This is a genomic window from Muricoccus nepalensis (genome assembly GCF_006438825.1).
Taxonomy (GTDB): Bacteria; Pseudomonadota; Alphaproteobacteria; order Acetobacterales; family Acetobacteraceae; genus Roseomonas; species Roseomonas nepalensis.
Map to the genome: position 1 here is coordinate 95,542 of NZ_RCZP01000003.1, position 13,013 is coordinate 108,554.

Below are 13,013 nucleotides of genomic sequence, written 5' to 3' on the forward strand. Positions count from 1 at the left end.
CCGGGGGTGCCCGTGTTACGCATCCCGCTCGGCGCGTCCCGCCCCGCCCAAGGCCGGGCGGCCCGGACCGGACCCGCCGGGGGAGTGAACGGCCGGATGTTCATCGCGCTGGGCGGCATGGCGGTGCACGTGCAGGTGCAGGGGCCGCCGGGGGCGCCGCCCCTCCTTCTCCTGCACAGCCTCGGCACCTCGCTGCACGTCTGGGACCCGCAGGCGGAGGCCCTCGCCCGCACGCACCGCGTGATCCGCTTCGACCTGCGCGGCCACGGCCTCACCCCGCCCGGCGCCGGCGAGGGAAGCATGGCCGAGTTCGCGGCCGACGCCTTCGCGCTGCTCGACCACCTCGGCATCGCCGCCGCCCATCTCGGCGGCATCTCCATCGGCGGGCGCATCGCGATGGAGATGGCCGCGAGCCGGCCGGAGCGGGTGCTCTCCCTCTTCCTCCTCGACACCGCCCTCGAGTTCCCCCCGCCCGAGAACTGGCAGGCGCGGATCGAGGCGGTCGGGGCCGGCGGCATGGCGGCGGTCGCGGACGGCGTCCTGGCGCGCTGGGTGATGGACACCGCCTCGGCCTCCTCCCGCGCGCTGCGCGCCATGCTGCTGACGACGCCCCCCGAGGGCTACGCCGCCGCGGCCGCCGCGCTGCGCGACGCACGCGCGGCCCCGCTCCTCGGGCGCCTCTTCGGCCCCGCGACCGTGGTGGTGGGGGCGGAGGACCTGGCGTCGCCGGTCGCCTCCGCCGAGGCCATCCGCGACGCCATCCCCGGCAGCCGCCTCGTCGTGCTGCCCGGCGTCGGCCACATCCCGACCTTCGAGGCGGCCGAGGCCGTGACCGCCGCCCTGGCCGCGCATCTCGCGCCGGTGCCGGAGGGCGACGCCCTCGCGGCCGGGCTCGCGGTGCGCAAGGCCGTGCTGGGCGAGGCCCATGTCGCCCGCGCCCAGGCGAATGTCACCCCGCTCGACGCCGCCTTCCAGGACTACATCACCCGCAACGTCTGGGGCGGCATCTGGACGCGCCCGGGCCTTCCCCGCCACACCCGTTCCCTGCTCACCCTCGCCGTCACCGCGGCGCTGGCGCGGGAGGGGGAGTTCGGGCTGCACGTCCGCGCGACGCGCAACACCGGCGTCACGCCGGAGGAGATCGCGGAGGTCCTGCTGCAGGTCGGCGCCTATGCCGGCGTGCCGGCGGCGAACCACGCGCTGAAGATCGCCAAGGAGATCCTGGCGGAGATGGAGAAGACCGCATGAGCGAGGCTGTGCACGGCTATCGCCGCCCGGGGGCCGCGACCCAGCCGCCCCTGAACTCCCCGTCCTATGGCAGCACCCGCGCGCGCCACCCGCAGCAGCCGCTGCTCGAGCTGCCGCACACGCTGACGGAGACGAGCAGCCCCCTCTTCACCCCCGTCCGCTACCCCGAGACGGCGGACCTGACGGTGCTGGAGAACGGCGCGGGCCACGCCATGGGCGAGCGGATCATCGTCGGCGGCCGCCTGACCGACGAGGACGGGCGGCCCATTCGCCACGCCATGGTCGAGGTCTGGCAGGCCAACGCGGCCGGCCGCTACAACCACGAGGGCGACCAGCACGACGCGCCGCTCGACCCCAACTTCCGCGGCATGGGCCGGGTCTTCACGGACGAGAACGGCTTCTACCGCTACGTCACCATCCGCCCCGGCGCCTATCCCTGGCGCAACCACCACAACGCCTGGCGGCCGAACCACATCCACTACAGCCTCTTCGGCCACGGCTTCGCCCAGCGGATGATCACCCAGATGTACTTCCCGGGCGACCCGCTGCTGCCGCTGGACCCCATCTTCAACACCGTCGCCGACGAGGCCGCGCGCAACCGCCTCGTCTCCAGCTTCGACCTCGAGTTGACGGAGCCCAAGCACGCCCTCGGCTACCGCTTCGACATCGTGCTGCGCGGCCGCGAGGCGACCCCGATGGAGAACCCGTGACCATGGCCGGCGCGACCCCCGAGCTCGCCCCCTCCGAGGCGACGATCGCCTCGGCCCACCAGACGGCCGGCCCCTACTGGCACCTGGTCGACTTCCCGGAATGGGCGGACACCACGCGCCACTTCGCGGGCGCGCTGCCGGAGGGCGAGCGGATCGTCATCACGGGCACGCTGCGGGACGGCACCGGCGCCCTCGTCACCGACGCCATGGTCGAGATCTGGCACGCCGATCCCGCGGGCCGGTATCCCGACCCGAACGGGGACCCCGCGGCTTTCCAGGGCTACGGCCGCTGCGCGACGGACAAGGAGGGGCGCTTCCGCTTCACCACCCTCAAGCCCGGCCCGGTGCCGGTCGGGCCCCATGCCGGCGCCAACGCGATGCAGGCGCCGCACGTCGCCCTCGCCGTCTTCGCGCGCGGGCTGCTCCAGCACGTCTCCACCCGCCTCTACTTCGAGGGCGAGCCGCTGAACGCGACCGACCCGGTGCTGAACGCCGTGCCCGAGGCGCGCCGCGGCACGATGCTGGCTCGGCGCGGCGGCGACGGAAGCTGGACCCTCGACCTCCGCCTGCAGGGCGAGGGCGAGACCGTCTGGATGGCGGTCTGAGCATGGCGGTCAACCCGGCGGACGGCGCGGTCTGGGGCACCCTCTACGGCACCGACGCGATGCGGGGCGCCGTGGGGGAGACGGCGCTCCTCCAGCGGATGCTGGACGTGGAAGCCGCGCTCGCCCGCGCCGAGGCCGGGCTCGGCATCGTGCCGGCGGAGGCCGCCGCCGCCATCACCGCCGCCGCCCGGGCCGAGCGGCTGGACCTGCCGAGGCTGGCCGCGGCCACGCGCAACACCGGCTACCCGGTGGTCGGCCTGGTGAAGCAGCTCGGCGCGCTCGCCGGCGAGGAGGCCGCGCGCTGGACGCATTGGGGCGCGACGACGCAGGACATCCTCGACACCGCGCTGGTGCTGGCGATGCGGGACGCCTTCGCGCTGATCCGCGCCGACCTCGATGCCACCATCGCGGCGCTCGCCGCCCGCGCGCGGGAGCACCGCGGCACGGTGATGGCCGGGCGCACCCACCTCCAGCACGCCCTGCCCGTGACCTTCGGGTACAAATGCGCGGTCTGGCTCGCGCCCCTCCTCAACGCGCGGGAGACGCTCGACGCGCTGCTCCCGCGCCTGCTGCGCGTGCAGTTCGGCGGCGCGGTGGGCACGCTGGCCTCCCTCGGCGACCAGGGGCCGGCGGTGGCCGAGGCCCTGGCGCGGGAGCTGGACCTCGCCGTGCCCGATATCCCCTGGCACGTCGCGCGCGACACCGTGACGGAGGCCGTCTGCTGGTGCGGCATCCTCTGCGGGGCGCTGTCCAAGATGGCCACCGACGTGATGCTGCTCATGCAGACCGAGGTGGCCGAGGTTTTCGAGCCGCACGAGGCCGGGCGCGGCGGCTCCTCCACCATGCCGCAGAAGCGCAACCCGATCGCCTGCGAGTACGTGCTGGCGCAGTCGCGCGGCGTCCACGCCCTCGTGCCGCAGGTCATGTCCGCCATGGCGCTCGACCACGAGCGCGGCACCGGGCCCTGGCAGGCCGAGCCGCTGGCCATCCCCCAGGCGCTGCTGCTCACCCACGGCGCGCTCGAGCAGGCGCGCGCCATCGCCGAGGGCATGACGGTGGACGCCGCGCGGATGCGCCGCAACCTCGAGGCGACGGGCGGCGCGATCATGGCCGAGGCCGTGATGATGGGCCTCGCCCCCATGCTCGGCCGCGGCGCCGCCCACGACGCCGTCCACCACGCCTGCGACGTGGCGTTGGCCGAGCGCGTGCCCCTGGCCGAGGCGCTGGGCCGCGACGAGGCCGTCGCCTCCCGCCTCGACGCGGCGGCCATCGCGTCGATCACCGACCCCTCAACCTATCTCGGCAGCGCCGGTCTCTTCATCGACCGCGTGCTGGGGAGACTTGCATGAGCCCGCCCGACGGAAACGCGGCCGCCCCGGTCCCGCCGCCCGCCCAATCGGTCTACCGCACCGTCTCGAAGGACCTCCCGCGCGTCCTGCGGCCGATCCTCGCGCTCGACGACTTCGAGCCGGCGGCGCGGCGCAAGCTGCCGCGGCCGCTCTTCGGCTACGTCGCGGGCGCGGCGGAGACGAACGCCTCGCTCCGCGACAACCGCAACGTCTTCGCGGACTGGGCCTTTCGCCCGCGCTACCTCGTCGACGTCTCGCGCCGCAGCATGGCGACCTCGCTCTTCGGCACGCCCTACAAGACGCCCTTCGGGATCGCGCCGATGGGGATCAGCGCGATGATGGCCTATCGCGGCGACCTCGTCCTCGCCCGCGCGGCGCGGGACGCCGGCATCCCCATGATCATGAGCGGCTCCTCGCTCATCCCGCTCGAGGAGGTGGCGCGCGAGGCGCCAGGGAGCTGGTTCCAGGCCTACCTGCCCGGGGAGGAGGCGCGCATCATCGGCCTCGTGGACCGCGTGGCCGCCGCCGGCTTCGGCACGCTGCTGCTGACGGTGGACACGACCACCCTCGGCAACCGCGAGAACAACGTCCGCACCGGCTTCTCGACGCCGTTGAAGCCGAGCCTCCGCCTCGCCTGGGACGGCGCCATCCGGCCGCGCTGGCTGCTCGACACGATGCTGCCGACGCTGCGCCGGCACGGGATGCCGCATTTCGAGAACTCCTACGCGACGCGCGGCGCGCCGATCATCGCCCGCCACGTGGAGCGCGACTTCGGCGCGCGCGACCACCTCAACTGGTCGCACCTTGCCCTCATCCGCCGGCGGTGGAAGGGCAAGCTCGTCGTGAAGGGCATCCTCCACGGCGAGGACGCGCGGCGCGCGGCGGAGGAGGGCGTGGACGGCGTTGTCGTCTCCAACCACGGCGGGCGCCAGCTCGACGGCGCCATCTCCGCCTTCCGCGCCCTGCCGGAGGTGCGGGCCGCGGCCGGGTCCATGGCGGTGATGATGGACGGCGGCATCCGCCGCGGGTCCGACGTGCTGAAGGCGCTCGCCATGGGCGCCGACTTCGTCTTCGTGGGCCGCCCCTTCCTCTACGCGGCCGCGGTCGGTGGGGAGGCGGGGGTGCAGCACGCCATCGCCATCCTCTCCTCGGAGGTGCACCGCAACCTCGCCTTCCTCGGCTGCCAGTCGCCGGCCGAGGTCGGGATGCATCACCTGATGCGGGTGGGCGGCGTCCCCGGCTGACGCGGCCCGGCTACTCCGCGGCGCTCCGGCCCGGCAGGGGCGCCGCCGCGGGGGCGGTGATGGCGGGCAGGTCGCTCAGCTCCAGCGCCTCGATCGAGGCGCCGCGGCGGGTGATCTTGCCGGTGGTGATCTCGATCCCCTGCACGTCCGCCTGCATGTCGAGGAAGTGCTTGCGCAGCTTCGTCACGCGCTCGTCGAGCCGCGTCACGTCCTTCATCAGCTCGGCCACCTGGTTCTTGATCTGCCCGGCCTCGCTCCGCATTCGCACGTCCTGCATGAGGGCGCGCATGGTGCCGAGCACGGCCCAGAGAGTGCTCGGCGAGACGATGTAGACGCCCCGCCGCGCCGCCGCGTCCACCACCGGCGCGTGGGCCGCGTGCAGGTCGGCGTAGATCGCCTCCGAGGGCACGAAGATGAGGGCGCCCTCGGCCGTCTCGCCGGGGCAGATGTACTTGCCGGCGACGTCGTCCACGTGGCGCGTGACGTCGGCGGCGAAGCGCTTCGTCGCCGCGATCCGCCCGGCGTCGTCGGCAGCATCGCGGGCGGCGAGCCAGGCCTCGAGCGGGAACTTGCTGTCGACCGCGATGGGCCCGGGCGGGTAGGGCAGCCGGATCAGCACGTCGCAGCGCGTGCGGTTGGCCAGGGTGTGCTGCCAGGCGAAGCCGTCCGCCGGCAGCCGGTCCTCCACGAGCTGGCGGAGCTGCACCTCCCCGAAGGCGCCGCGGGACTGCTTGTTGCCGAGGATCTGCGCGAGGCTGCCGACCTGGGCGCCGAGCGCCTCCATGTTCGCGCGGGCCGCGTCGATCACGGCCAGGCGCTCGTGGATGCGCCCCGCGGTCTCCTCGGCCTTCAGCGCGTTCTCGCTGAGCACCTTCCCCAGCCGCTCGTTCTGCCCGGCCAGCCGGTCGGCCAGCGCCCGCTCCGTCGCGGCGAGGCGGTCGTTCTGCCGGGCGAGCGCGGTGGTCAGCGTCTCCGTCAGGCCGGCGGTCGTGGCCGCGAGGCGATCCGCCAGGGCGCGCTCGGTGGCTGCCATGCGGTCGGCGGCGGCCATGGCCTGCCGGTCCTGCGCCGCCCCGAGAGCGTCGAGCTTCCCCGCGAGCGCGCCGAGCGCCTCGTCGCCCCCCGTCCGCCGCAGGAGGAGCACCCCGACCCCGAGCAGCGCGAGGCCGGCCAGGAGGAGGGGGAGGAGCGTCGCCAGGTCAGCCATCCGGGTCTTTCAGCGGTCTTCGCGCGGGGCGGGGCCTCGCCGCCGCGCCATTGCATGCCATATACCGGGGGCCCATGGGAACATTGCCGGAACCCTTCGCGGGCTGGTTCGCCGCGCGCGGCTGGACACCGCGCCCTCATCAGTTGGCCCTCTGGCGCGCCGCCAGGGCGGGCGAGAGCGCGCTGCTGATCGCGCCGACCGGCGGCGGCAAGACGCTGGCCGGCTTCCTGCCGACGCTGCTGGATCTCCACGCGAGCCCGCGGGAGGGGCTGCACACCCTCTACGTCTCGCCGCTGAAGGCGCTGGCGGTGGACATCGCGCGCAACCTGATGGATCCGGTGGAGCAGATGGGCCTGCCCGTCCGGATCGAGACCCGCACCGGCGACACGCCCCAGAACCGGCGCGCCCGGCAGCGCGAGAGCCCGCCGCAGATCCTGCTGACCACGCCCGAGAGCCTCGCCGTTCTTCTCTCCTCCCCCGATTCGCCGGAGCTCTTCGGGGGGCTGCGCGCGGTCGTAGTGGACGAGGCCCACGCCATGGCCGGCACGAAGCGCGGCGACCAGCTCTGCCTCCTCATGGCGCGGCTCGACGCGCTGGCGCCGGGGCTGCGGCGCGTCGGCCTCTCCGCGACGGTCGCGCATCCCGACGCGCTCCGCGCCTGGCTCTCGCCCACGGCCCGCGCCGAGGACGTCCGCCTCGTCCTCGGCCGCGGCGGCGCGGAGCCGGTGATGGACCTCCTGCTGCCGAAGGGGCACCTGCCCTGGGGCGGCCACATGGGCATCGCCTCCGCGCCCGGGGTGCTGGCGCGGATCGCCGATGCCGCGGTCACCATCGTCTTCGTCAACACGCGCGCCCAGGCGGAGCTCATCTTCGCGGCGCTGTGGCGCCTGAACGAGGGCAACCTGCCGATCGGCCTGCACCACGGCTCGCTGCAGATCGAGCAGCGCCGCAAGGTGGAGGCGGCGATGTCGGCGGGGCGCCTGCGGGCGGTGGTGGCCACGGCCTCGCTCGACCTCGGCATCGACTGGGGCGCGGTGGACCAGGTGATCCAGGTCGGCGCGCCCAAGGGGGTCGCGCGGCTGCTGCAGCGGATCGGGCGGGCGAACCACCGCATGGACGAGCCGTCCCGCGCCGTCCTCGTGCCCGCCAACCGCTTCGAGGTGATCGAGTGCGTCGCCTCCACCGAGGCGGTGCGGGCGCATGAGCTGGACGGGGAGCCGCCGCGCCCGGGCGGGCTCGACGTGCTCGCGCAGCACCTCCTCGCCATGGCCTGCCAGGCGCCCTTCCGGCCGGACGACCTCTACGCCGAGGTCACGCGCGCCGGCGCCTACGCCACCCTCTCCCGCCGCGACTTCGACGACGTGCTGCGCTTCGTCGAGGACGGCGGCTACGCGCTGCGCGCCTACGAGCGCTTCCGCCGCCTCTTCCGCGACGCGGAGGGGCTGGTGCACGTGTGCGACCTCAAGGTTGCGCGCCAGGCGCGGATGAACCTCGGCACCATCGTGGACACGCCCATGCTCAAGGTGCGCCTCCGCGGCGGGCCCGTGCTCGGCGAGGTCGAGGAGTGGTTCGCCTCCACGCTCGAGCCCGGCCACTGCTTCATCTTCGCGGGGCAGACGCTCCGCTACGAGGGGATCGACGCGCTGACGATGGTGGTGACCCGCGGCGGCGAGGGGGAGCCGCGCGTGCCGGCCTACGCGGGGTCGCGCATGCCGCTCTCGACCAACCTCTCGCTGCGCGTGCGCTCCATCCTCGCCGATCCCCGCCGCTGGCGCGCGCTGCCGGAGCCGGTGCGGGACTGGCTCCGCCTGCAGCAGCGCCGCTCCGAGCTGCCGCAGCGCGACGGCATGCTGATCGAGGTCTTCCCCCGCGCCGGCCGCTGGTTCCTCGTCGCCTACTGCTTCGAAGGGCGTCTCGCGCACCAGACGCTGGGCATGCTGGTGACGAAGCGGATGGAGCGGATGGGCTACGGCCCCATGGGGTATCTTGGCACCGACTACGTCCTCGCGACTTGGAGCGCCTTCGAGCCGACCGACCCCGAGCGGCTGTTCGAGGAGGACATCCTCGGCGAGGAGCTGGAGGAATGGATCGCGGAGAGCTCCATGCTCCGCCGCACCTTCCGCAACATCGCGACCATCGCGGGCCTCATCGAGAAGAACCACCCTGGCGCGGAGAAATCCGGGCGGCAGATGAGCATGAACTCGGACCTGATCTACGACGTCCTGCGCCGGCACGAGCCGGACCACATCCTCCTCCGCGCCACCCGCGCCGAGGCCGCCACGGGGCTGACCGATGTCGGCCGCATCGCGACGCTGCTGGCGCGCGTCCGGGGCGCCATCCGCATCCGCCGGCTGGACCGCGTCTCGCCGCTGGCCGTGCCCGCCCTCATCGAGGAGGGGCGCGAATGGGTCGCCGGCGGCGCGGAGGACGCGCTGCTGGCCGAGGCCGCCGCCCTGGTCGACGACGCCACCGGGGGCGCCGAACATTTCGCGGATGTGCTCTCCGAGGTGACGGAAGGCCTGCGCGTGCGTTCCGGGGTGGTGGACCGCCCGCGAAGACAGGACCGGAAACGCCGCCCGCCGCTGCGCCGCTTCGTGCGGAGCGCGCGCCTGCCGGGCGGGGACGCCGCGCCGTGACGCCCGCGCCCCTGCACCTGGCCGGCGAGCGGCTGATGCTCGACCCCGCCGGCGTCGTCGCCTGGCCGGCCCAGCGCACCCTCGTCGTCTCCGACCTCCACCTCGAGAAGGGCAGCCACTTCGCGGCGCGCGGCTTCTTCGTGCCGCCCTACGACACGCGGGAGACGCTCGCGAAGCTCGCCCTCGCCGTCCGGCGCTACGCCCCGGCTCGCCTCGTCCTGCTGGGCGACAGCTTCCACGACGCCGGGGGCTGCCAGCGCATGGCGCCCGCGGACTGCGCGGCGCTGGGGCGCCTCCTCGCCGGCGTGGCCGAGGTGGTCTGGGTGCTCGGCAACCACGACCCCGTGGCGCCGGTCGGCCTGCCGGGGATCGCCACGGAGGCGCTGACCGACGGCCCCCTCACCTTCCGCCACGAGGCCGACCCGCGCGCGGCCGGCGAGCTGAGCGGGCATTTCCACCCCAAGGCGACGCTGCCCACCCGCGCCGGGCCCGTCAGCCGCCCCTGCTTCGCCACCGACGGACGGCGCGTCATCCTGCCGGCCTTCGGCGCCTACACGGGCGGGCTCGACATGCGCGACCCGGCGCTCGGCGGGCTGTTCCCGCGGGGCGGGCGGGTCTTCCTGCTCGGGGCGGACCGCCTCTTCAGCGTGCCGCTCGCCCCGATGCGGCGCCGGGCGGAGAGCACGGCATGACGGCGCCGGCTATCCTCTGGTTCCGCCAGGACCTTCGCCTCGCCGACAACCCAGCGCTGGTCGCCGCGGCCAAGGGACCCGTGCTGCCGGTTTTCGTGCTGGACGACGCGGCGGCCGGGCGCCTCGCCTTCGGGGGCGCGGCGCGCTGGTGGCTGCACCACAGCCTCGCGGCGCTCGGGCGGGACCTCGCCGCGCGCGGGGCGCCGCTGCTGCTGCTGCGCGGCGACGGGGTCTCCCTGCTGGCGGACCTCGCGGAGCGGACCGGCGCGGCCTCCATCGAGGCCGGCTGGCTGGTGGAGCCCTGGCCGCGGGCGCAGGAGAGTTCGCTCTCGGCGCGGCTCCTCGCGGGGGGACGGCGGCTCAACCTCCACGCCTCCACCCACCTGCTGCGGCCGGACGCCATCCTGTCGGGCGCGGGCAGGCCCTACACGGTCTACGCCCCCTTCGCGCGGAAGGTGCTCGCCGGGGGCGAGCCGCCGGCGCCGATCGAGCCGCCGGCGCCGCTTCGCGGGCTAGCGCCTCCCGCTCCGGGCCTGCCGCTCGCGGCGCTGGACCTCCTTCCCCGCCCGCCTCAGTCCGACTGGGCCGCGGAGTTCGGCACCGCCTGGCGCCCGGGCGAGGCGGGCGCGCTCGAGCGCCTCGCCCGCTTCACCGCGGGCGGCCTGCCGAACTACCCGACCCGCCGCAACGACCCGTCGGTCGAGGGCTCCTCCGGCCTCTCGCCGCATCTTCGCTGGGGGGAGGTCTCGCCCCGGCAGGTTTGGCACGCCGCGCGCGAGGCCGGCGGCGAGGAGGCGGTGCCCTTCCTGCGCGAGATCCTCTGGCGGGAGTTCTCCCACCACCTCCTCTGGCACCGGCCGGAGATCACCCAGACCGCCCTCCGCGCCCCCTTCGCGCGCTTCCCCTTCGCCCCGGACCGGAACTTGCTGGCGGCTTGGCATCGCGGGCGCACCGGCTATCCGATCGTGGATGCGGGGATGCGCCAGCTCTGGCGGATCGGGTGGATGCACAACCGCGTTCGGATGGTCGCCTCCTCCCTCCTGGTGAAGCACCTCCTCCAGCCCTGGCAGGACGGCTTCGACTGGTTCATGGACACGCTGGTGGACGCCGACCCCGCCAACAACGGCGCCTCCTGGCAGTGGATCGCCGGCAGCGGCACCGATTCCTCGCCCTATTTTCGCGTCTTCAACCCCATCGCCCAGGGCGAGAAGTTCGACCCCGAGGGCGCCTATGTGCGCCGCTGGGTGCCGGAGCTGGCGCCGATGCCGTCGCGCTTCGTCCACCGCCCCTGGGAGGCGCCGGAGGAGATCCGCCGCGCGGCGGGGCTGACCGAGGCCGCCTATCCCCGCCCGGTGGTCGGCCACGCGGAGGGGCGCGCCCGCGCCCTGGCCGCGCTCCGCGCCACCGCCCGCGGCGAGCTGCCCGAGGAGGAGGCGGCGGATTGAGCGAGCTCCGCGATCGCTTCGAGGGCATCCGCGTCGTCGGCGACGTCCACGGGGAGGCCGCGGCCTTCCACGCGGCGGCCGACGGCGCCGAGGCGGAGCGGCTCTTCCTCATCCAGCTCGGCGACCTCACCGACGGCGGCCCAGACGCGCCGGGGGTGCTGCGCCGCGCCTTCGCCCTTCGCGCGGAGGGGCGCGGCGTCTTCATCCTCGGCAACCACGACCACAAGCTGCGCCGGGCGCTCGAGGGGGCCGCGCTGCGCATCGAGCCGAGCGGGCTGGGCCGGACGCTGGAGCAGATCGACGCCGCCGAGGACGGCGAGGCGCTGCGCCGCCGCGCCGTGGCCGAGATCGGCCGCGCCCCGGCATGGCTCCGCATTGACCAGCGCCTCTTCGTCCACGGCGGCTTCCACCCGCGCATGCTCCACGCGCCCCCGCCGCCGGACGCCGGGGCGCGCAAGCCCGAGGGCCTGGTGCCCCGCGCCCTCTTCGGCCAGGTGACGAGCCGCGTGCGCGAGGACGGCTACCCCGAGCGCCTGCACGACTGGGTGGACCGCATCCCCCAGGGCTTCACCATCTACTGCGGGCACGAGGTGCGCAGCGCCAACGGCCGCCCGCTGATGCAGGTGGGCGCCGGCGGGGGCGCGGCCGTCTTCATGGACACGGGGGCCGGCAAGGGAGGCCACCTCTCCTGGGTGGACCTCCCCTGGTGAGCTAGGCCACGCCGATGCGGCGGTTGACGAAGTCGAGCGAGTAGGCGCGGCGGAGGTCGAGCCCGGCGGGATAGACCCCGTTGTCCCGCATGGTCGCGTAGAAGCGGTCCCAGCGCTCGTGCGTCATCGCGCCGACGCCGAGCGTCGCGGCCTCGTTGTCGGTGACGATCTTGCGCTCCTGCATCACGCGCAGGCCGTAGGCCATCTTCTCGGCGGGCATCTCGGCGTTCTGCGACTGGATCAGCGCATTGGCCGCGCCGATGTCGGCGCCCTTCATGTACTCGGTCCAGCCCTCGACCGTCGCGTCGACGAAGCGCTGCACGAGGTCCCGCTTCTCGGCTACCATCCTCGCGGAGATGTCGATCGTGGTGTTGTAGGCCTCGTAGCCGGCATCGGCGAGGAGGTGCACGCGGGGCCTGGCGCCCGCCTGCATCGCCGCGAAGGGCTCCGAGGAGACCATGCCCTGCTGGATCGCGCCCTTGTCGGCCATGAAGGGCTGCAGGTTGAAGGTATAGGGGCGGATCTGGGCGTCGGTGAAGCCGAAGCGGCTGCGCAGGAACGGCCAGTGCGTCACGCGCCCCGCGGCGCTGATCATGATGGGCTTGCCGCGCATCCCCTCGAAGCCCGCGATCCCCGCCTCCTCGTGGCTCATCAGGATCATCGGGTCCTTCTGGAAGATGGCGCCGATGCAGAGGAAGGGCAGGTTCTCCCGCACGTAGTTCAGGGCCTGGAAGGGGTTGGACATGATCATGTCCGCCCGACCGCCGACGAGGAGCTGCGCCGGGTTCTGCATCGGCCCGCCCTGGCGGAGGTCGCAATCGATCCCGTAGCGCCGGTAGATCCCGGCCGCGACGGCCTGGTAGTAGCCCCCGTGCTCGGCCTGGGCGCGCCAGTCCGTCTGGAACGAGACCTTGTCCAGCACCTGCGCCGAGACCCGCGCGCCGGGCACGGCCACGAGCGAGAGGGCGGTGCCGCCGGCCAGCAGGGCGCGGCGTTGGATGACGTACTTGGTGCCCATGGCTTCTCTCCGTGGCCGGTTCCGCCGGCGGGCCCCGGCCCGCCGCGATGCGCGTGCCCCCGTGATGGCACGGCGCGATCCCCGCTGGCCAGAAAAGCCTTTGCGGGGGCGTGACCATCGCGGGTCCCGCGCCGGGCTATCCCCCGCCG

At 74.5% G+C, this 13,013-nt stretch carries 11 protein-coding genes; 9 read left to right on the forward strand and 2 right to left on the reverse strand.

Annotated features, from left to right (window positions below):
- Positions 1–96: 96 nt before the first annotated feature.
- The 5 genes from pcaDC to EAH89_RS05000 are packed head-to-tail and all read left to right on the forward strand — an operon-like array spanning position 97 to position 5,156.
- Positions 97–1,248, forward strand: a complete 1,152-nt coding sequence (gene pcaDC / locus EAH89_RS04980) for a bifunctional 3-oxoadipate enol-lactonase/4-carboxymuconolactone decarboxylase PcaDC (RefSeq protein WP_140881693.1) — start codon at positions 97–99, stop codon at positions 1,246–1,248.
- Entirely contained in the window at positions 1,245–1,958 is a 714-nt protein-coding gene (pcaH, locus tag EAH89_RS04985; protein WP_140881694.1) for a protocatechuate 3,4-dioxygenase subunit beta, read from the forward strand. Before pcaDC ends, pcaH begins: the two co-directional genes overlap by 4 nt.
- Before the next feature lie 2 nt (positions 1,959–1,960).
- Positions 1,961–2,563 (forward strand): protocatechuate 3,4-dioxygenase subunit alpha, encoded by a 603-nt coding sequence (gene pcaG / locus EAH89_RS04990; RefSeq protein WP_140881695.1) that lies wholly within the window; start codon positions 1,961–1,963, stop codon positions 2,561–2,563.
- A gap of 2 nt (positions 2,564–2,565) precedes the next feature.
- Positions 2,566–3,912 (forward strand): 3-carboxy-cis,cis-muconate cycloisomerase, encoded by a 1,347-nt coding sequence (gene pcaB, locus EAH89_RS04995; RefSeq protein ID WP_140881696.1) that lies wholly within the window; start codon positions 2,566–2,568, stop codon positions 3,910–3,912.
- Positions 3,909–5,156 carry an alpha-hydroxy acid oxidase gene (locus EAH89_RS05000; protein WP_140881697.1) on the forward strand — a complete coding sequence of 416 codons (1,248 nt, stop codon included), beginning with the start codon at positions 3,909–3,911 and terminating at the stop codon, positions 5,154–5,156. The genes pcaB and EAH89_RS05000 overlap by 4 nt, the downstream gene beginning before the upstream one ends.
- Before the next feature lie 10 nt (positions 5,157–5,166).
- Here EAH89_RS05000 and EAH89_RS05005 read toward each other — a convergent pair whose 3' ends face one another.
- Positions 5,167–6,363: a DNA recombination protein RmuC gene (locus tag EAH89_RS05005; RefSeq protein WP_140881698.1), complete on the reverse strand. Its 1,197-nt coding sequence runs from the start codon at positions 6,361–6,363 to the stop codon at positions 5,167–5,169.
- A gap of 74 nt (positions 6,364–6,437) precedes the next feature.
- Between EAH89_RS05005 and EAH89_RS05010 the strand changes: the two genes are divergently transcribed.
- The 4 genes from EAH89_RS05010 to EAH89_RS05025 are packed head-to-tail and all read left to right on the forward strand — an operon-like array spanning position 6,438 to position 11,846.
- Positions 6,438–8,999, forward strand: a complete 2,562-nt coding sequence (locus EAH89_RS05010) for a ligase-associated DNA damage response DEXH box helicase (protein WP_140881699.1) — start codon at positions 6,438–6,440, stop codon at positions 8,997–8,999.
- The gene (gene pdeM / locus EAH89_RS05015; RefSeq protein ID WP_140881700.1) at positions 8,996–9,691 is read left to right on the forward strand and encodes a ligase-associated DNA damage response endonuclease PdeM; all 696 of its coding nucleotides are present in this window, start codon (positions 8,996–8,998) and stop codon (positions 9,689–9,691) included. The genes EAH89_RS05010 and pdeM overlap by 4 nt, the downstream gene beginning before the upstream one ends.
- Entirely contained in the window at positions 9,688–11,136 is a 1,449-nt protein-coding gene (locus EAH89_RS05020) for a cryptochrome/photolyase family protein (RefSeq protein ID WP_140881701.1), read from the forward strand. Before pdeM ends, EAH89_RS05020 begins: the two co-directional genes overlap by 4 nt.
- On the forward strand, positions 11,133–11,846 hold the full coding sequence (locus EAH89_RS05025) for a metallophosphoesterase (RefSeq protein WP_140881702.1): 714 nt from the start codon (positions 11,133–11,135) through the stop codon (positions 11,844–11,846). Before EAH89_RS05020 ends, EAH89_RS05025 begins: the two co-directional genes overlap by 4 nt.
- Before the next feature lies 1 nt (position 11,847).
- Here EAH89_RS05025 and EAH89_RS05030 read toward each other — a convergent pair whose 3' ends face one another.
- Positions 11,848–12,864 (reverse strand): ABC transporter substrate-binding protein, encoded by a 1,017-nt coding sequence (locus EAH89_RS05030; protein ID WP_140881703.1) that lies wholly within the window; start codon positions 12,862–12,864, stop codon positions 11,848–11,850.
- Positions 12,865–13,013 lie beyond the last annotated feature (149 nt).

Excerpts from the sequence above, each read along its gene's own strand:
- pcaB (WP_140881696.1), top strand. The coding sequence starts at position 2,566 with ATGGCGGTCAACCCGGCGGACGGCGCGGTCTGGGGCACCCTCTACGGC.
- pcaDC (WP_140881693.1), top strand. The coding sequence starts at position 97 with ATGTTCATCGCGCTGGGCGGCATGGCGGTGCACGTGCAGGTGCAGGGG.
- EAH89_RS05020 (WP_140881701.1), top strand. The coding sequence starts at position 9,688 with ATGACGGCGCCGGCTATCCTCTGGTTCCGCCAGGACCTTCGCCTCGCC.
- pcaH (WP_140881694.1), top strand. The coding sequence starts at position 1,245 with ATGAGCGAGGCTGTGCACGGCTATCGCCGCCCGGGGGCCGCGACCCAG.
- EAH89_RS05010 (WP_140881699.1), top strand. The coding sequence starts at position 6,438 with ATGGGAACATTGCCGGAACCCTTCGCGGGCTGGTTCGCCGCGCGCGGC.
- EAH89_RS05030 (WP_140881703.1), bottom strand. The coding sequence starts at position 12,864 with ATGGGCACCAAGTACGTCATCCAACGCCGCGCCCTGCTGGCCGGCGGC.
- pcaG (WP_140881695.1), top strand. The coding sequence starts at position 1,961 with ATGGCCGGCGCGACCCCCGAGCTCGCCCCCTCCGAGGCGACGATCGCC.
- EAH89_RS05005 (WP_140881698.1), bottom strand. The coding sequence starts at position 6,363 with ATGGCTGACCTGGCGACGCTCCTCCCCCTCCTCCTGGCCGGCCTCGCG.
- EAH89_RS05000 (WP_140881697.1), top strand. The coding sequence starts at position 3,909 with ATGAGCCCGCCCGACGGAAACGCGGCCGCCCCGGTCCCGCCGCCCGCC.